We start from the raw sequence: 17,709 nt of genomic DNA, 5'->3' as shown, positions 1-17,709 counted from the left end.
CTGTGTCGCTGCCGGTCAGCCGACCGGCAGCGCCATCAGGTGGTCGACCAGGGCGAGCAGCACGTCCCGGCCGAAGGTCCGCTCCCGGACGTCGCCGACCAGCATCGGCACGTGCGGGTCGAGGTCGAGCGCGGCCCGGATCTCCTCGTCGGTGCGGGTGTTGACGCCGTGGAAGCAGTTGATCGCGACCACGAACGGGATGTTGCGGCTCTCGAAGAAGTCGATCGACGCGAAGCTGGTCTCCAGCCGGCGGGTGTCGGCGATGACCACGCCGCCGAGGGCGCCGTTGACCAGGTCGTTCCACATGAACCAGAAGCGTTCCTGGCCGGGGGTGCCGAACAGGTACACCACCAGCTCGGGGCTGACGGTGATGCGGCCGAAGTCCAGGGCGACGGTGGTGGTGGTCTTCTGGTCGACGCCGGCGAGGTCGTCGACGCCGACGCTGGCGGTGGTGAGGTACTCCTCGGTGCGCAGCGGGGCGACTTCGCTGACGGCGCCGACCAGGGTGGTCTTGCCGACGCCGAAGCCGCCGGCGATCAGGATCTTGACCGCGGCGGCGCCCGCCTGGGTGGTCGTCATCTCAGAGCCTCCTCAGTCCCTCACGTACAGCGGCCAGCAGGCCGCGGTCGGCGCCGCCCGAGGCCCGGGCCACCGAGATCGGGGCGCGGGCGGTCAGGAGGCCCTGTTCGACGAGGTCGCCGAGCAGGATCTTGGTCACGGACACCGGCAGGTCGAGGTCGGCGGCGACCTCGGCGACGGCGGCGGGGGTCCGGCACCGGCCGAGGATCATGCGGTGCTCGGGCTGGAGCCGGCCGGGCCGGACCGGCGCGCCGTAGGCGTCGACCGGTTCGGACACGGTGGTCAGCAGGGTGATGAGGGTGAAGTCGTCACGCTCGGGCGCGGTGCGGCCGCTGGTGATGGTGTACGGGCGGACCATGCTGTCCGCGCCGTCGTCCCCCTCGTCCTCGTCCCAGTAGGAGTTCACCCGCGCTGCCCGCTCCGGGCGGCGAACGCGTCGAAGTCGCCGCGCTGCGGGGTGGTGAGCTTCTGGCCGACCTGCTGGACGAGGTTGTGCATGGCCAGCGACATGACCTCGGCGTCGACGTCCTGGGAGGCGACGACGGCGAGGTGGGTGCCCTGGCCGGCGGAGATCACGAACAGCCACAGGTCGGCGAGTTCGACGATCACCTGGTGGACGGGGCCGCCGGCGAACAGCTGGCCGACGCCGCGGGCCAGGCTCTGCTGGCCGGTGGCGACGGCGGCGAGCCGCTCGGCGTCGGAGCGCTCGATGGTGCGGGAGTGGCTGACCACGAGACCGTCGTCGGAGAGCAGGACAGCGAGTCTCGTCCCGGCCACCTGGTCGACGAGGCCGTCGAGCAGCCAATCGAGGTCCTGGTGGGTGGCGATAGTGCGCGTCATGACCGGTCTTCTCTCGTCGGGATGGGGTTGGTGTTCCAGGTGTCGCCGGGCTCGGGCCGCTCGACGGGCTGCGGTGCGGTGTCCGCTCCCGTCCGGGCGGCTTCGGCCCGCGCCTGCCTGGAGCGCCGCTGGAAGGCGCCGACCGCTGCTCCGGCCCGTCGGGGGGCCGGTCGGAACAGCGGGTTCTCGTCCCAGCGGGGCGGGGCGGGGGCGGCCGGCGCGGTGGCCGGGTCGATCCGCAGCTCGTCGACCAGGCTGGCCTGGCGGATGCGGCGCGGCAGGGGCGGTTCGCCGCCGGGCAGCGCCGGGGTGAGCGGCACGTACGGGGCGGGGGCCGCCGGGTCGGGGGCCGGGTAGGCGCCCGGTGCGGGGAACGGGGTGGCGCCCGGTGCCGGGAACGGCGTGGCCTGGGCGGGCTCGGGGCGGTACGGCGCGGGCAGGTCGCCGGGGGCCTGCTCGGGGCGGTACTGGGCGGGCACGAGGTACGACTCGCCGCCCGGGCCGCCGTAGGTGGCCTCGCCGGTCGGCGCGCCGTACGGGGCGGGTTCGACGGCGGGGCGGCCGTAGGGGGCGGCGGTGGGTTCGGCGGGCGGCAGCGCGGCCGGGAAGGACGGCGGCTGCTGCGGGTGCGCGGCGCTGCCGTGCTGCTCGGGCGACCCGCCGAACTGCTCGGGCTGCGGGTAGGGCTCGTGCTGCGGGAACGTTCCGCCCGTGCCGTACAGGTCGTGGACGGGCGGGTAGGGCAGTTCCTCGGGCGCGGCGTGCAGTTCGAGCAGCGCGTTCTCCCGGTCGGGGACCGCGGCGAGGCCGGTGACGCCGGCCAGCGCCTGGCCGCGCGAGCGGGTGGGCAGGCCGCCGGTGGGCGGCGCGGCGACCAGGGTCGGGCGGGCCGTCGGGTCGGGGACGATCAGCTCGTCGGGGACGAGCACCACGACGCGGGTGCCGCCGAACGCGGACTGCCGGAACTCGATCCGCAGGCCGTGCTGGTCGGCGAGCCGGGCGACCACGTAGAAGCCGAGCCGGATGTCGTCGCCGCGGGCCAGCACGTCGGCCCGGGGCGGACGCGTCATCAGTTCGTTGGCCTCGTCGATCTGCGCGTCGTCCATGCCGAGTCCGCGGTCCTCGACCTCGATGGCGACGCCGCGGCTGACCCGGCCGGCCCGGACCTCGACCGGGTTCGGCGGGCGGGAGAAGCTGAGCGCGTTCTCGATCAGTTCGGCGAGCACGTGGGCGACGGGGCCGACGGCGCGCTCGGACAGCCAGGGGCTGCCGTCGAGGTCGATGACGACGCGCCGGTAGTCCTGCACCTCGCCCTGGGCGGCGCGCATCACGTCCAGCAGCGGGACGGGCTTGCGCCAGCGCCGGTGCGGGGTGCCGCCGGCCAGGATGACCAGGTTCTCCTCGTAGCGGCGCAGGCGCGCGGTGAGGTGGTCGAGGTCGAACAGGCCGTCGAGGATCTCGGGGTCCTCGTGCTTGCGCTCCAGCTCGTCGAGCTTCTTGAGCTGCTGGCCGATCAGCAGCTGGGTGCGGCGGGCGATGCGCTGGAGCAGCCGCTCGAAGGCGCGGTGCTGCTCGGCCTGCGCGACGGCGGCCTGCAGGGCGCTGGTGCGGGCCAGGTTGAACGCCTGGCCGAGCTTGGCGAGTTCGTCCTCGGTGCGGGCCCACGGGTCGCTCTCGATGGCGCGGGCGTGTTCCTCGACGTCGATCTGCTCGCCGTTGCCGAGGCGTTCGACCACGGCGGGCAGCGAGTTCTCCAGGTCCTCGGCCTGCTTCTGCAGCCATCCGATGCGGCGGCGCAGGGTGCGGGTGAGGCGCCAGGTGGAGATGGCGACGGCGACGACGGCGATCAGGCCGACGACGCTGGTGAGGACCAGGCGCAGGGCGAGGCTGATGATGCTGCTCTTGCCCTCCTCGACGACGGCGGCGGTGCGGAACTCCATCAGCTCGACCAGCGGCGGGTTGATGGCGTCGATGGACTGGCGCCAGACGTCGCGGTCGGCGGTGAGCGTGATGCGGCCGGAGCGGTCGGGCGCGGCGGGCTTGAGCAGCTCCTGTTCGGCGCGGGTCTTGCCCTGCCAGGCCTCGCTGCCGCTGATCCGCTGCCACATCGCGGCCTGGTCGGCGGGCAGGTTGGGGGCGATCTTGGTGCCGAACTGGAAGTCCTGTTCGGCGATGGACTGCCTGACCTGCTGGTAGTCGTCGACGCTGAGCGTGCCGACGGGCCAGCCGCGGGCCAGCAGGGCGTCGGTGCGGGAGATCATCTCCTTGCCCCAGAACAGGTCGACCAGCGGCTGCGAGATGGTGGTGATCCGGCCGTTGTCGACGTGGCTGAGGGCGGCGAACAGCCGCAGGTCGACCGCGATCAGGTCGGTGTAGTAGGTGTACACCGTGGCCTGCTGCTGGTCGCTGCCGCTGTCGACCAGGGCGCGCTGGGCGGGCAGCTGGTTGATCGCGGCGCGGGCCTCGCGGACGGCGTCGCGGACCTCGGCCGGGGCGCTGTCGGCGGCGACGCCGGACAGCTTCTGGAAGGTCTTGACAGCCTCGTCGGTCTTGGCGCGCTGGGTGCGCAGCGCGTCGTTGACGCCGGAGTGCGAGGCGAGGACGTCGGCGCTCAGGCGCCGTTCCTCCTGCAGGTTGTAGTACACGATGTTGGACGGCTGGCCGGCCTCCTGCGCGAGCAGGCCCTGGGCGGCCTGGCGCTGGAAGTCGAGCAGGAGCTGTCCGCTGGTGACGGCCCACAGGGCGGCCAGCGCCACTCCGGGGACGATCGCCAGCACGAGCAGGGTCGCCCGGAGCGAGAGCCGGCCCGTGATGATCCGCCGAGACGCGCGCGTGCGCAGGGCATTCTCCTTGGAGACGACGCCAGTCGTTCAGAACTGGTCGAATCTGATGAGGACTCTGACGGATGGATCTTAGTATCACCGTATAACGACCCAAAAAGCCGCCATGGCGGTCGGGCGCCCGCACGGCACCACCCGCGGTGTCCCAACACCCTTTCCGGTCAGGCGCGATGAGCCGCCCGGGGATCAAACCCCCGCTGCTCGGCGGCTGTTCACCGCACGCCGGAGTCGGCTCGCGCGAACTGCCCGTTCCAGCACCCGAACTGAAGCCCCGACCGGTGCCGGACCGGCCCGCGAACCATCCGTCAGGGCCGCCGGCCGAGCCGTTCGGAGTCTAGCGCTCCCCTTGCGGACCGGCGCATGGCCCCGGTCGGAACATCTCGGAAACCGGAACTGAACGGTCGGAATCATCCACAACAGGGCGGGAATCGCCCGAAATGCTCTCCGTCTCTTTTCGGTACGAACTCTTGACGCCGGCTCACCTACCGACCGGTCAGCTGCTCCCGCAGCCGCGGTCCGAGCTCGGCGATCAGCCGACGGTAGGTGTCGAACGCGGCCTTCGGGGTGTGGTCGTCGCGCAGCAGGCCGAAGCCGTGGAACAGGCTCGCGCCCCGACTGTCGGCGTCGCGCAGCGCGAACAGCGTGTACCCGTCGAGGTTCAGCGCCGCCGCCTGCCCCGCGACCGCCCGCACCACCGCCTCCAGCGCCCGCGCCTGGTCGGGCTCGCCGCGCCCCGGGCCGGTGGGCCAGCCGTTCTCGCAGATCCGGACCGGCACCGTCGCCGGGATGCCCGCCCGGGGCAGGTCCGAGGCGCGGAAGGTGTGCAGCACCCAGGCCACCGCGTCCGCCAGCCGCTCGGCCGGGACGGGGCGGAACACGTCGGGGAAGAAGTCCAGCCCGACGTAGTCGAGCGCGTCCAGGAAGCGGGCGTCGGCGAGCTCGCCGAGCGCGTCCCAGAACGGCGCGTCCGGGCCGAAGGACGGCACCGCGTTGAACCCGACCTCGGCGGACAGGCCCAGCGCCCGCACCTCCTCCTTGGCCGCGACCACCCCCGCCACCAGCGCCTCCCGCACCCCCGGGACGCTGCCGTCCAGCACCGGCAGGTCCGAGTTGGGCTCCTCGCAGATCTGCACCGACCCCAGCCGCGCCCCGAGCTCCCGCACCTGCCCGCGCACGTACCGCTCCCAGCCGTCCCGGCTCCCGGTCGGCTCACGGAACTGCAGCACCAGGTCGACCCTCCGCCCCGGCCGGCGCAGGTACGCCTCCCAGCCGTCCGGGGTCTGCCCCGGCGCGGTGACGGTGGACGCGAACGAGCGGTACACCCGGACCAGGAACTCCGGCTCCGCGCCCTGCAACGCGTCGAGCGCCTCGGCCACCCGGCGCGGGTCGTCCGGGGTGACGGGGTGGACGATGCCCCGCTCGTCGCCGAGCAGCGCCCCCGGGTAGATGCCGAACCTGAACTGCCCCTGCCTGCTGTTCACTTGACCCCCATATTTTTGGTGTGACACCAAATTTTCAGTGACCCTACCATTCTGCGGGCGCGCCTAGGATCGTCCGCATGGGCCTTCGTGAGACCAAGAAGCAGCAGATCCGCACCGCCATCGCGGACGCCGCACTGCCACTGTTCCTCGAACGCGGCTTCGACCAGGTCACCGTCGCGGAGGTCGCCCGGCACGCGGGCGTCTCCACCAACACGGTCTTCAACTACTTCGCCACCAAGGAGGACCTGTTCTTCGACCGGCAGGCCGAGGTCGAGCAGCACCTCGCCACCGTCGTCCGCGAACGCCCGCCCGGCGCCTGCCCCGCCGCCGCCCTCCGCGACGACCTGCGCGCCGCGCTGCTCGGCCCCCGCCCCGCGCTCGGCGACGCCGCCTTCTTCCGCGCCGTCGAGGCCAGCCCCGCGCTGCGCGCCCGCGAGCGCGAGATCGCCGAACGCGCCGAGAGCGCCCTCGCCGAGGCCCTCCCCCCGTCCCCCGCCGCCCCGCTGCTCGCCGCTGCCCTCACCGCCGCCCACCGCGCCACCCACCAGCAGTACCGCCGCCGCCTGCTGGCCGGCGAACCCCACCGCACGATCGCCCCCGACCTCGCGGCCGCCGCCACCACCACCTACGACACCCTCTGCCACTGCCCGCACCACCCCCGCCCGTGACCGTGACGACCACGGGCGTCACGCCACCGCCTCGCCGGCTCTGCCCACCGGGGAGACGGTCGGGTGCACCGAGCCCCCCATCGCGGGTACTTCCACCGTGAAAGCGGCACGGTGGACGAATGGCTGACGGACTCTTGATTGAGCCGGAGCGAACTGGTTCACGTCCAGCTGGTCCAAGAACCGCAGGTCAATCCCCCGTGAAGGCGGTGCAGCATGGAACTCCCCAGCGTGCTCGGTGTGTTCGCGCATCCGGATGACGAATCCCTCTCCGGTGGCGGCCTGTTGCTCCGGCATGCCGAGGCCGGAGCGCGGACGGGGGTGGTCACGGCGACGTGGGCGGAGGGTACCCATCGGGTGCCTGAACTCGTGCGGGCGCTGGGGGAGTTGGGGGCGGGGGAGCCCAGGCTGCTGGGCTACGCGGATGCCAAGGTGCCGGAGTCCGCGCCCGGGCGGCCGCGCCTTCTGGACGCGCCGTTGGAGGAGGCGGTCGGGCAACTGGTCGCCCACATCAGGGAGTTCCGGCCCGCGTGGGTGGTCACCCATGACGCGTACGGCGGGCTGACGGCGCACCCGGACCATCGGCATACCCACCGGCTGACGGTGCTCGCCGTCCACGCGGCGGCCCTGCCCGGCCTGCACCCCGAGCTCGGCGAGCCGTGGGCGGTGCGCCGTCTGCTGCTGGCCACCCATCCGGACAGCGTGGCACGGGAGTTGGGGGACCTCCTGCTGCGTCCGGGCCGCACCCCGTACAGCGTTCCGGACGCGACGGTGGAGGCCCTCGACGTCACCCCCTGGCTGCCCCGCAAGCTCGCGGCCGTCTTCGCCCACCGCTCCGAGGTGACTCGCGGCGCCCTCCCCGGCCGCCTCGCCGCCGCCTCCCCCGCCGACCGCGCCCGCCTGCTGGGAACCGAGTGGTACCAGGACCATCCGATTCCCAATCAGCCTGCAACAAAAGCGAATTGAACCGGCCGCATCTGATAGGGAGTGAAGGCCAAGCGATCGCCCCACTCCCCGAGGAGCCCGTGTGCCCGATCTCTCCGTCCGCCTCGCCGGCCCCGCCGACCGTCCCACCGTCGAGCGGCTGTGGTTGCTGTTCAGCCACGACATGTCGGAGTTCAACGGCCATCTGCCCAACGCCGACGGCACCTTCCGCGAGGAGCGGCTCCGCAGTGCGTTCGGCGATCCCGACTGGGCGCCGTACCTGCTGACCGCCGACGCGGACCGGCCGGTCGGTTTCGTGTTCGTGCGCGGGCTGAACGGCCCGGCCCGGGTGGTGAACAGCTTCTTCGTGGTGCGCGCCGCCCGGCGGAACGGTACGGGGCTGCGGGCGGTCGAGGAGGTGGTGGGCCGGCATCCGGGGGCGTGGCAAATCCCGTTCCAGGAGAGCAACGCGGCGGGCGCCCGGTTCTGGCGGAAGGCCGCGGGCCGGATCGCGGGCGAGGCGTGGACGGAGGAGCGGCGCGAGGTGCCCGGACGGCCGGAGGCGGAGCCGGACGTCTGGATCTCCTTCCGCACGCCCGCGGCGCACTGAGCGCCGCCGCCGCCCACCCCGGACTTGACGTGACACCGACCAGCAGAGAAGGTGATCGGCACCATCTGACATGTTGCGTGTGAAATAACACTGCCACGCCGCTGGCGAGGAGGGCCGGGCCCGTGGAGTTGGAGTTGCGGCACCTGCGGGTGCTCTGCGCGATCGCCGACAGCGGCAGCGTCGGGCGGGCGGCGGCGGCCATCGGCGCGTCCCAGCCCGCCACCAGCACCCAACTGCGAAGGATCGAGCTCCACCTGGGTGCGGTGGTGTTCGAGCGGACGGCCACCGGCGTGGTGCCGACCACCTTCGGGGCGGAGGTCCTCGCCGCCGCCCGCGAGGTGCTCTCCCGGGTGGACCGGCTCGGCCACGCCGTCGCCGCCGACGGCCGACGCCCGCACCGCGAACTGCGCTTCGCCACCGACTGCCCGGCGCTGCTCCCGGGCACCCTGGCCCGCACCCGCCAACTCCGGCCCGAGCTCCGCTTCTCGCTCCCCGCCTGCCCGGCCGACCCCGCCGACCCCGACGGGCCGTTCGACCTCGCGCTGGTCCTCGACCATCCCGGCTCCGGCCTGCGCCCCACCCCGGCGCTCGCCGCACGCGTCCTCGCCACCGAGCCGGTGTTCGTCGCGCTGCCCGCCGCCCACCCGCTGCGCCACCACGCCGAACCGGCCCTCGCCGACCTGGCCGCCGAGACCTGGCTGCTGCCCTCCGCCGACGGCGCCGCCTGGCCGGCCGTCGTCCGGGCGGCCTGCGAGTCGGCGTCGTTCGCCCCGGCCACCGTCCGGCGGCTCCCGTACGGTCGGCGGGAGGCGCTCGACCTGGTCGCGGCGGGGCTGGGGACGGCGCTGGTCCCGGCAAGCACGCCGCCCGTCCCGGGGGTGCTGGTCAAGCCGCTGCTCGGCGCGCCGCTGTGGCTGCGGTACGTGCTGTGCTGGCGGCGGGCCGCCGTCGGCCCGGCGCTCGCCGACACCGTGTTCGGCGCGGCCACCGCCGCGTACCGCGAACTCGCCGCCGAGGCACCGCACTTGCACGCCTGGGCGAGCCGCACGTTCCGCCCGCCGCGCACCTGACCGGCCCGGGCCCGCGCCAAGAACTCCCCACCGGTGTTATGCCGGCGCAGTGCAATGTCATATGACCTGTGACATTGTTCTGACGCGGACTCCGGTGCCACGATGCATGCGACTCCTCGAACTCCCCCTCCCCCCACAGGAGAAGCAGTGCGCATACCCCTGCCCGCGCTGGCGGCCGGCCTGCTCGCCGGTTGTGCCACGGCGGCCACCCTGCTGCCCGCCCCGGCCTTCGCGGCCGCCGCCGACCGACCGGCCGCCCGAGCCGCGGCACCGGCCGACCGGGCCGCGGCACCGGCCTCCTCCGCCGCGGACACCCTGGACCCGAACGCCCCGGGCGGCGCCGTCCCCAAGCCGCTCGGCCCGATCGTCGCGGCCCGCCCGGACTCCCCCGCCCCGGTCTCGGCCCCGCTGCCCCCGGCCCTGCTCGGCCAGCAGGTGATGGGGCAGCCCGCCGGCACCGCCGTCCAGACCACCCCCCGCCCGGGCGGCAGCGTCACCCCCAAGGCCGCCAACAGCCTCGCCGCGGGCCAGAGTTGCGCCCCGTCCGACTTCGGCGGCCGCTCCGGCGCGGACCTGGTGGCGTACGTCAAGGGATCGACCACGGCCTGCCTCGGCACGCTGTACAACGTGACGGGCAGCGACGCGGGCGCGATCTTCAAGCAGGCGAACATGCTGACCGTCGCGAACGCCTTCAAGTCCCTGGCCGCGACGTACGACGGCACCAACGGCGCCAACATCCTGCAGCTGGTGCAGTTCCTCCGTGCGGGTTACTACGTCCAGTCGTACAACGCGGGCTCGGTCGGCGGCTACGACTCGACGCTGACCGCCGCCGTCAAAGCCGGCCTGGACACCTACTTCGCGGGCCAGCACTGGAAGGACGTCTCGGACGCCAACGGCATCGTGCTGTACGACGTGCTGGTGCTCACCGACAGCGCCAACGTGCAGGCGAGCTACCTGGGCACCTACAAGCAGGTGCTGAACAGCTACGGCAACAGCTGGAACGCGTACCCGAAGATGGTGAACGCGGCGAACGCGGTGCTGTTCGCCCCGCTGTGGCGCGGCAACTGGAACCCCGACTTCGTCAACGCGCTGAACGCCGACACCTCCCTGATCGGCGCCCTCGGCAACTTCACCCTGAACCACAAGGACCTGCTGGGCACGGCCAACGCCTTCCTGGACGTCAACGCGGGCAACGACCTGGCCCGGATGTCCGGCGACAGCCCGACGATCGAGGCGGCGGCCCGGCCGCTGATCAAGCAGATCCTCGACTCGACGCCGATCACCGGCCCGAGCGGCCCGCTGTACGTGCACGTGGCCTTCCAGGCCAACGAGTACGACCGCGGCCAGTGTTCGACGTACGGCACCTGCGACCTGCCGAACAAGCTGATCGGCGCCGTCCTGCCGAACGTCCTGGTCTGCGACAACAAGACGCTGCGCGCGCAGGCCCTGACGGTGGCCCAGCTGCAGCCGGTGTGCGAGAGCCTGCGCGGCGAGGACGCGTTCTTCCACAAGCTGGTCAAGGACAACGGGCCGATCCCCGGCCAGTTCGGGACCACCCTGGACCTGCCGGTGTTCGCCAGCGCCCTGGACTACCAGACCTACTCGTGGGCGATCTGGAACAACTCCACCGACAACGGCGGCGTGACCCTGATGGACCCGACCGACCCGACCAACAAGCCGGTGTCGATCATGTACCAGAAGTCGTGGAACGACGACTTCCCGGGCAACGTGTGGAACCTCAACCACGAGTACACGCACTACCTGGACAACATCTACGACCTGAAGGGCAACTTCACCACCGAGACGTCCGTCCCGGACATCTGGTGGATCGAGGGCGTCGCCGAGTACGAGTCCTACGCCTACCGGGGCGTGACCGACACCCAGGCGATGGCCGAAGCCGCCAAGCACACCTACAAGTTGAGCACGATCTTCCAGAACACCTACCTCAACTCCGACTCCACCCGGGTCTACCCGTGGGGCTACCTCGCGGTGCGCTACATGCTGGAGAAGCACCCGGCCGACGTCACCGCCATGCTCGGCCACTTCCGCACCGGTGACTACCAGGGCGGCTACGCGGTCTACAACGGCCTCGGCACCTCCTACGACGCCGACTTCGACGCCTGGCTGACCCAGTGCGCCGCTGGCGCCTGCTTCGCCACCGGCCCGACCGCGCTCTTCGACAAGTCGGTGGACGGCGCCACCGTCACCCTCACCGACCGCTCCGTGGTCACCAACTCGCCTGCCCAGCTGGTCTCCTGGCACTGGACGTTCGGCGACGGCAGCTCCTCCGACGAGCGCAACCCGTCCCACACCTACGCCGCCGCCGGCACCTACACCGTGGCGCTGACCGTCACCGACTCCACCGGCCGCTCCACCTCGACGCCCGCCGGCGTCACCGTCACCACCGGCAGCAGCGGCGGCACCACCCTGCCGACCTGCACCGACCAGCGCACCGACGCGATGGGCCAGAACTGCCAGCGCACCGGCCGCACCCGCGCCGCCGGCGGCATCGACTACCTGTACGTCTACCTGCCGGCCGGCACCAGCACCCTCAAGGTGACCACCAGCGGCGGCACCGGCACCGCCTACCTCTACTACAACGACGCCACCTGGGCCTCCCCCAGCGCCTTCACCGCCTCCTCCACCACCCCCGGCTCCACCACCCAGACCGTCACCGTCACCAACCCCACCGCCGGCTACCACTACCTGAGCCTCTACGCCGCCACCGACTTCACCAACGTCACCGTCGCCACCCAGTTCTGACCCCCACGCCCCCACCCACCGCCGGGCAGTCGCCGCCTCCCACCCGCGACTGCCCGGCGTCGGCGTTCCCGGGGCTACGGCCGCTGCGTCAACTCCCCGGCTTCACTCGCCCGGGAGGTCGCCCCGGCCGCGGACCAGGGGGAGGAAGACCTCGTCGACGATCTCCACCAGGACTTCGTCGGGGACGGCCGGGGCGCCGCGCAGCAGGTATTCGGTGCGGAGCAGGGCCATGGGGGTGGCCGCGACGCGGGGGTGGGCGGCGGTGGTGGGGGCCTCGCCGCGGGTGGCGGCGCGGGTGAGGACGGTCAGCCAGGCGTCGTCGAGCGGGTCGGGGCGGTCGGGGTCGCGGAGTTCGGCGAGGAGTTCGGGCGTGCCGCCGGCCGCGGCGAGCAGGCCGCGCAGGATCTCGCCGAACGGGGAGGACCAGGTGGAGTTGGCGCGGCGCAGCAGGTCGAGGGCGTCCTCGCGGAGGCTGCCGGTGTCGGGCGGCCGGGTCTCGGTGGCGGCGAGGCGGCGGTAGGCGGCGACGGCGAGCGCGGTGCGGTGCGGCCAGCGCCGGTACAGGGCGTTCTTGTTGGTGCTGGCCCGGCGGGCGACCTCGTCCATGGTGAGTCCGGCCACGCCCTGTTCGAGCAGGACTTCGCCGGCGGCGGTGAGGATCGCGTCCTCGAGTTCGGCGCCGCGCCGCCTGGTGGCTGCCATCTGCCCGTCTCCCGCTCGTCGCCCGCCGGTCTTCGAGCGAATGGTACGTCCCCGCCCGAGCAAGGTACCGCCCGTACCCAATTCGTCGTAAGGTACGTGGCGTACCCTATTCGCACCAGGAGAGGACGGCTTCGCCGTGCGCGTTTTCGGCATCACCTACGACACCGGCTTCCGCAGCACCGCCGACACCACCACCCGGGAACCCTTCGACCCGGAGACGGTCCGCCGCGAAATGCTGGTCATCCGCGAGGAGCTGCACTGCGACGCGGTGCGCGTCACCGGCGCCGAGCCGGACCGGCTGGAGACGGCCGCCCGGTACGCCGCCGACGCCGGACTGGAGGTCTGGTTCTCGCCGTTCACCAACGGGCTCACCCAGGAGCAGCTCTTCGACCTGCTGGTCGACTGCGCCGGGCGCGCCGAGAAGCTGCGGGCGGGCGGCGCGGAGGTGGTGCTGCTCACCGGCTCCGAGATCTCGCTGTTCACGGACGGCTTCCTGCCCGGCGACGACTACCTCGCCCGCGCCGCGGTCCTCGCCGACCAGGCCCGCTTCCGCAGCCTGCTGCCCGAGCTGCACGGCTCGCTGAACGCCTTCCTGGCCCGGGTCCTGACAGCCGTCCGGCCGGTCTTCGGCGGGCGGATCGGCTACGCGTCGCTGCCGTTCGAGGGCGTCGACTGGACCCCGTTCGACGTGGTCGCCACCGACGCCGGCTACCGCGACGCCACCAACACCGAGCTGCTCGTCCCCGGCCTGCGGGCCCTGACCGGCCAGGGCCGGCCCGCCGCCGTCACCGAGTTCGGCTGCGGCAGCTTCACCGGCGCCGCCGCCCTCGGCGCGCGCGGCGACCGCGCCGTGGTCTTCGACGAGCACGGCCACGCCGACCACTTCGCCGAACCGCTCGCCCGCGACGAGGACGAGCAGTCCGCCTACCTGCTCGACCTGCTCGCCGTCTTCGAACAGTCCGGCCTGGACGCCGCCTTCGTGCAGACCTTCGCCCACTACCACCTCCCCGGCTCCGACGACCCCGCCCGCGACTTCGACCGCGCCTCCTTCGGCATCGTCCGCCCCCTCCCTGCCGGCCGCCCCTCCGCCACCCACCCCGGCCTCCCCTGGGAACCCAAGTCCGCCTTCCACGCCCTCGCCCACTACGGCCGCACCCGCACCCGCCCCTGAAACCACCCGTGCGGGTCGCCCGCACTCGCGCCGCGCTGACGCCCCGGACGCACAACTCGCCCTCCCCGGCCGGGCGAAGGGCTCCCCCGCCGGGCGAAGGGCTCCCCGGCCGCCCGCAGGGCGGGGGTGGCAGGAAAGGTGGGACATCCGTCATTGCTGCCGTCCCGGGGCGCTGCGAGGCTGGGGACATGGGTGATCGCGGTGTGCTCTTCGTGCTCTTCGACAGGGTGCAGAGCCTTGATGTCACCGGGCCGCTGGAGGTGCTCTCGCTGGCCGGGTACCGGACGCGTACCGCCTCGCTCGGCGGGGTCGCGGTGCGGACGGGCAGCGGGCTGGGCCTGCTGCCCGACGAGGACCTCGCGGAGGCCGGGGCGCCGCACACACTGCTCGTGCCGGGCGGGCCCGGGAGTCTCACGGCCGGGCCCGAACTGATCGCGCGGATCGGCGAGTTGGCGGCGGGCGCGGAGCGTGTCGCCTCGGTCTGCACGGGCGCGTTCCTGCTCGCCGGGGCGGGGCTGCTCAACGGCCGCCGCGCCACCACGCACTGGAAGTACTGCGCCGCGCTGGCCGAGCGCTTCCCGCAGGTGACGGTCGATCCGGACCCGATCCACGTGCGGGACGGGCGGGTGCTCACCTCGGCCGGGGTGACGGCGGGGATCGACCTCGCGCTGGCCCTGGTGGAGGAGGACCACGGCCGGGAGCTCGCGCTCGGCATCGCCCGGCACCTGGTGATGTTCCTGCGCCGGCCGGGCGGCCAGGCCCAGTTCTCCACCCAGCTGTCCGCCCAGCTCGCCGTCCGCCGCCCGCTGCGCGAGCTGCAGCGCTGGATCACCGAGAACCCGGACGCCGACCTGTCGGTGGAGGCGCTGGCCCGCCGCGCCTCGCTGTCGCCGCGCCAGTTCGCCCGGGTGTTCGCCGCCGAGACCGGCACCACGCCCGGCCGCTACGTGGACGGCGTCCGACTGGAGATGGCCCGTCGCCGCCTGGAGGACAGCGACGAGGGCATCGAACAGATCGCCCGCCACAGCGGCTACCGCAACCCGGAGGCGATGCGCCGCGCCTTCGCCCGCACGCTGTCCGTCAGCCCGCTCGACTACCGCCGCCGCTTCCGCAGCGCACCCGCACCCACCCGTCCCTGACTTCCGGTCAAGACGTCCGGTCAATCGAAAGAGAGGCACCCGATGAAGATCGCCATCCTGCTCTACGACCGCTTCACCGCCCTGGACGCCGTCGGCCCGTACGAGATCCTGGCCCGGATGCCGGGGGCGGAGGTGGTGTTCACGGCCGCCCGGCGCGGGCCGGTCCGGGCCGACCTGGGCAGTCTGGCGCTCACCGCCGACGCCGCGCTCGACGAGGTCACCGCCGCCGACCTGCTGCTCGTCCCGGGCGGTCCGGGCTCGCGGGTGCAGCAGGAGGACCCGGAGCTGCTGGAGTGGCTGCGGGCGGTGGACGCCACCACCACCTGGACCACCTCGGTGTGCACCGGCTCGGTGCTGCTCGCGGCGGCGGGCCTGCTCAAGGGCCGTCGCGCCACCACGCACTGGTTCGTGCCGCAGGCGCTGGCCGCGTTCGGGGCGGAGCCGGTGGACGAGCGGGTGGTGTTCGACGGCAAGTACGCGACGGCGGCGGGCGTCTCGTCCGGCATCGACCTGGGCCTGCACCTGGTCGGACGGATCTGCGACGACGAGACCGCCCAGCGCATCCAGCTGCTGACCGAGTACGACCCGCAGCCGCCCTACCAGGCCGGCTCCACCAGGACCGCCCCGCCCGCCGTGGTCGAGTCCCTCCGCGCGGCGCTGTCCGGCCCGGTCCCGAGCTGACCTCGGCTCATCCCCCGGCGCTGCCCCGCCCGGCCGCCGGTATGACGAAGAACTCGCTGACGTAGCCGACCACGTGACCGTCCGCGCCGTGTCCGACCCAGGTCGGGTAGTGGCCGTCGCCCCAGCCGGTGGTGAAGGCCACCATGGTGTGGCCGGTCACCGGGTCGGTGACGGTGGCCGGGCGGTGTGCGGCGTCGTGGACGGCGTCGATGACGAAGTCGTCGTCCCGTTCGACCAGTTCGCCGATCGGGCCGACCGCGGCGGCGTCCAGGAAGCAGCCGGTGCCCGCGTCCACGCCGTACCCGTAGAAGTCGCCGGGCCCGAGCCGCTGCTCGTCCTGGCCCTCGCTCAGCGCCAACTGCCAGCGCACGGCGGGGCGTTCGTCGATCCGCAGCAGGGCGGCGGCGATCCGGGTGTCGGACGAGCCGGGGCCGTACGCGTTGCGCACCTCGACCACGGCGAGCGTGACGGGGTAGCGGCCCGGCGGGACGGCGGCGAGGAACGGCTCGTTCTCGTCGGCCAGTCCGGCGACCGGGTCGCAGGCCACCAACCGGCCGGTGGGCAGCGCCAGTTCGGCTGACGGGAGGGCGATCACGGTGGCCGTCCGGTCGCTGCCGCAGTCGTACTCGCTGCCCGGGGTGAACAGTCGCGCCACATCGGGGGCCGCAAGGGGCATCTGGGGCTCGCTCTCGTCGCTGTCGTCGGTGCTGTCGTCAGTGCTGTCGTCGCCGCGGTGGTCGAGGCCGCCACCGCCGTCACCCGCCGAACCGGGACGCGGCGCGGGCCGCGGGCGGGCGTTCCGGTCGGCTCATCGGACGAGCGCCACCCGTGCGTGCCCCCACGGTAGTCCTCGCCCGGCCCCGCTCCGACACGGCCCCGTGCCCCGGGGCCGCCGAGGTGCGAGATCATTCTCGACATGACCCCCGCTCTGGTGTTCGGCATCGCCCTGCTGCTCTCGCTGCTGACCCGTCGGCGGTGGAACGGCGGCATCGCCGACCTGCCCGCGTCGGCGCAACCGCCGGTGGACACCGTCCCCGACGGGTTCGATCCGCCGCGCTTCGGGCTGGTGCCCAGCGCGGAGCTGGATCCGGGGCGCGCGGGACCCCCGCTCCCGCTCCTGCGTCGGAAGGAATTGGAGGCGCTGGTCGACTCCTGCCTGGCCGGCGGCTGGCGGGCCGCCGCCTCGTACGTGACGGCGGCCGGGGACGACTGGGACGAACGCTGGTCCCGGCTGGACTTCCTGACCCGGGTGGCGGCCGAACGCGACGGCTGGCTCACCGAGTGGCGGCGCTCCGGCACCGAGGCGTGCGCCGCCACCACCGTGCACGCCCGGCTGCTGGTGCAGCGGGCCTGGGAGGTGCGCGGCAGCGCCTTCGCGCACCAGGTGCCGGCCGACCGGCTGGCCGCCTTCAAGGCGCTGCTGGCCGAGGCGAACGCGGCCGCCCGCGAGGCCGCCGAGCTGGACCCGCGCGACCCCGCCCCGTGGGTGGTGCTGGTCGCCACGGCGCGCGGCGTGCCGCTCACCCGGCGCGGATTCCGGGCGGTGTGGCGGGAGTTGACGTCCCGCGCGCCGCACCACGTGGCCGGGCACTGGCAGGCCATGCAGTACTGGTGCGCCAAGTGGCACGGCAGCGACGCGCTGATGCTGCGCTTCGCCGAGCGGGCCGTGCGCACCGCGCCGCCCGGCTCCGCGCTGCCCGGGCTGTACCTCCAGGCGCTGACCGAGCTGGAGCAGCGGCACGGCCTGCGCGGCCTGCCGCCCGTGCGGCGGCTGCGCCAGGTGCTGCCCGCGGTGGCGTCCGCGCTGACCGCCGTACCCGCGCCGAACGACCAGGTGCCGCTGCTGCGGCACCTGTTGGCCCACTTCGCGCTGGTCTCCCGGCAGCCCGCCCTGGCGCTGGAGCAGTTCCGCGAGCTGGGCCCCTGGTGCGGCGCCCACCCGTGGACCACCACCCCGCACCCGGTGCGCGCCTTCGACCACGCCCGCGCCGTCGCCGCCACCCACGCCACGACCGGCTGACGCTCCTCGGCGGGACGCGGCTGCCGTCGCACCTGCTGGACGGGCACCGTGACCACCCCGGGGTTCGGTCGTTATGCCCGAACGTGAGTGCACACCCCTGGGCCCCGACGGGTGTCCGTGACGAAACGATTCAGCAAGCGCCCGTCCCCGCCGGGCCGGTGACCCTCGGACACCGGCCCGGCCGCCGCGCGCCCGGCCGCACCGTGCCCCGGCGCAGCCGCCGG

16 protein-coding genes are annotated in these 17,709 nt (G+C 73.6%); 9 read left to right on the top strand and 7 right to left on the bottom strand.

Going from position 1 to position 17,709, the window contains the following annotated elements; translation table 11 throughout:
• Nucleotides 1-15: 15 nt before the first annotated feature.
• The 5 genes from ACWEMJ_RS25195 to ACWEMJ_RS25175 form a co-directional block, all read right to left on the bottom strand.
• Entirely contained in the window at nt 16-579 is a 564-nt protein-coding gene (locus ACWEMJ_RS25195; RefSeq protein ID WP_452139391.1) for a GTP-binding protein, read from the bottom strand.
• A 1-nt stretch (nt 580) separates the two neighbouring features.
• On the bottom strand, nt 581-937 hold the full coding sequence (locus tag ACWEMJ_RS25190; protein WP_452139413.1) for a DUF742 domain-containing protein: 357 nt from the start codon (nt 935-937) through the stop codon (nt 581-583).
• A gap of 44 nt (nt 938-981) precedes the next feature.
• Nucleotides 982-1,419 carry a roadblock/LC7 domain-containing protein gene (locus tag ACWEMJ_RS25185; protein WP_452139390.1) on the bottom strand — a complete coding sequence of 146 codons (438 nt, stop codon included), beginning with the start codon at nt 1,417-1,419 and terminating at the stop codon, nt 982-984.
• Nucleotides 1,416-4,196 (bottom strand): nitrate- and nitrite sensing domain-containing protein, encoded by a 2,781-nt coding sequence (locus ACWEMJ_RS25180; protein WP_452139389.1) that lies wholly within the window; start codon nt 4,194-4,196, stop codon nt 1,416-1,418. Before ACWEMJ_RS25180 ends, ACWEMJ_RS25185 begins: the two co-directional genes overlap by 4 nt.
• A gap of 545 nt (nt 4,197-4,741) precedes the next feature.
• The gene (locus ACWEMJ_RS25175) at nt 4,742-5,740 is read right to left on the bottom strand and encodes a hypothetical protein (RefSeq protein WP_452139388.1); all 999 of its coding nucleotides are present in this window, start codon (nt 5,738-5,740) and stop codon (nt 4,742-4,744) included.
• A 77-nt stretch (nt 5,741-5,817) separates the two neighbouring features.
• Here ACWEMJ_RS25175 and ACWEMJ_RS25170 point away from each other — a divergent pair, with 77 nt between their 5' ends.
• From ACWEMJ_RS25170 to ACWEMJ_RS25150, 5 genes are all read left to right on the top strand, one after another.
• Complete coding sequence (locus ACWEMJ_RS25170; RefSeq protein WP_452139387.1) at nt 5,818-6,408, top strand: TetR/AcrR family transcriptional regulator; 591 nt, start codon at nt 5,818-5,820, stop codon at nt 6,406-6,408.
• 213 nt (nt 6,409-6,621) lie between these two features.
• The gene (locus ACWEMJ_RS25165; RefSeq protein WP_452139386.1) at nt 6,622-7,371 is read left to right on the top strand and encodes a PIG-L deacetylase family protein; all 750 of its coding nucleotides are present in this window, start codon (nt 6,622-6,624) and stop codon (nt 7,369-7,371) included.
• Nucleotides 7,372-7,432: 61 nt separating this feature from the next.
• Entirely contained in the window at nt 7,433-7,939 is a 507-nt protein-coding gene (locus tag ACWEMJ_RS25160; RefSeq protein WP_452139385.1) for a GNAT family N-acetyltransferase, read from the top strand.
• A 122-nt stretch (nt 7,940-8,061) separates the two neighbouring features.
• Complete coding sequence (locus ACWEMJ_RS25155; RefSeq protein ID WP_452139384.1) at nt 8,062-9,009, top strand: LysR family transcriptional regulator; 948 nt, start codon at nt 8,062-8,064, stop codon at nt 9,007-9,009.
• 147 nt (nt 9,010-9,156) lie between these two features.
• Entirely contained in the window at nt 9,157-11,772 is a 2,616-nt protein-coding gene (locus tag ACWEMJ_RS25150) for a collagenase (protein ID WP_452139383.1), read from the top strand.
• Between the two features lie 102 nt (nt 11,773-11,874).
• Here ACWEMJ_RS25150 and ACWEMJ_RS25145 read toward each other — a convergent pair whose 3' ends face one another.
• Complete coding sequence (locus tag ACWEMJ_RS25145) at nt 11,875-12,474, bottom strand: TetR/AcrR family transcriptional regulator (RefSeq protein WP_452139382.1); 600 nt, start codon at nt 12,472-12,474, stop codon at nt 11,875-11,877.
• A gap of 136 nt (nt 12,475-12,610) precedes the next feature.
• Here ACWEMJ_RS25145 and ACWEMJ_RS25140 point away from each other — a divergent pair, with 136 nt between their 5' ends.
• The 3 genes from ACWEMJ_RS25140 (at nt 12,611) to ACWEMJ_RS25130 (ending at nt 15,465) form a co-directional block, all read left to right on the top strand.
• Nucleotides 12,611-13,645, top strand: coding sequence for a hypothetical protein (locus tag ACWEMJ_RS25140; RefSeq protein WP_452139381.1), 1,035 nt, complete (start codon nt 12,611-12,613; stop codon nt 13,643-13,645).
• A 188-nt stretch (nt 13,646-13,833) separates the two neighbouring features.
• A complete protein-coding gene (locus ACWEMJ_RS25135) occupies nt 13,834-14,784 on the top strand; it encodes a GlxA family transcriptional regulator (protein ID WP_452139380.1) in 951 nt (316 codons plus the stop codon).
• 42 nt (nt 14,785-14,826) lie between these two features.
• Nucleotides 14,827-15,465, top strand: a complete 639-nt coding sequence (locus ACWEMJ_RS25130; RefSeq protein WP_452139379.1) for a DJ-1/PfpI family protein — start codon at nt 14,827-14,829, stop codon at nt 15,463-15,465.
• Between the two features lie 7 nt (nt 15,466-15,472).
• Here ACWEMJ_RS25130 and ACWEMJ_RS25125 read toward each other — a convergent pair whose 3' ends face one another.
• Nucleotides 15,473-16,141: a DUF4241 domain-containing protein gene (locus ACWEMJ_RS25125; RefSeq protein ID WP_452139378.1), complete on the bottom strand. Its 669-nt coding sequence runs from the start codon at nt 16,139-16,141 to the stop codon at nt 15,473-15,475.
• A gap of 240 nt (nt 16,142-16,381) precedes the next feature.
• Here ACWEMJ_RS25125 and ACWEMJ_RS25120 point away from each other — a divergent pair, with 240 nt between their 5' ends.
• Nucleotides 16,382-17,485, top strand: a complete 1,104-nt coding sequence (locus ACWEMJ_RS25120; RefSeq protein WP_452139377.1) for a hypothetical protein — start codon at nt 16,382-16,384, stop codon at nt 17,483-17,485.
• Nucleotides 17,486-17,709 lie beyond the last annotated feature (224 nt).

The sequence above is a fragment of the Kitasatospora sp. NPDC004531 genome, from assembly GCF_053602195.1.
This window is presented reverse-complemented; position numbering and strand designations above follow the sequence as displayed.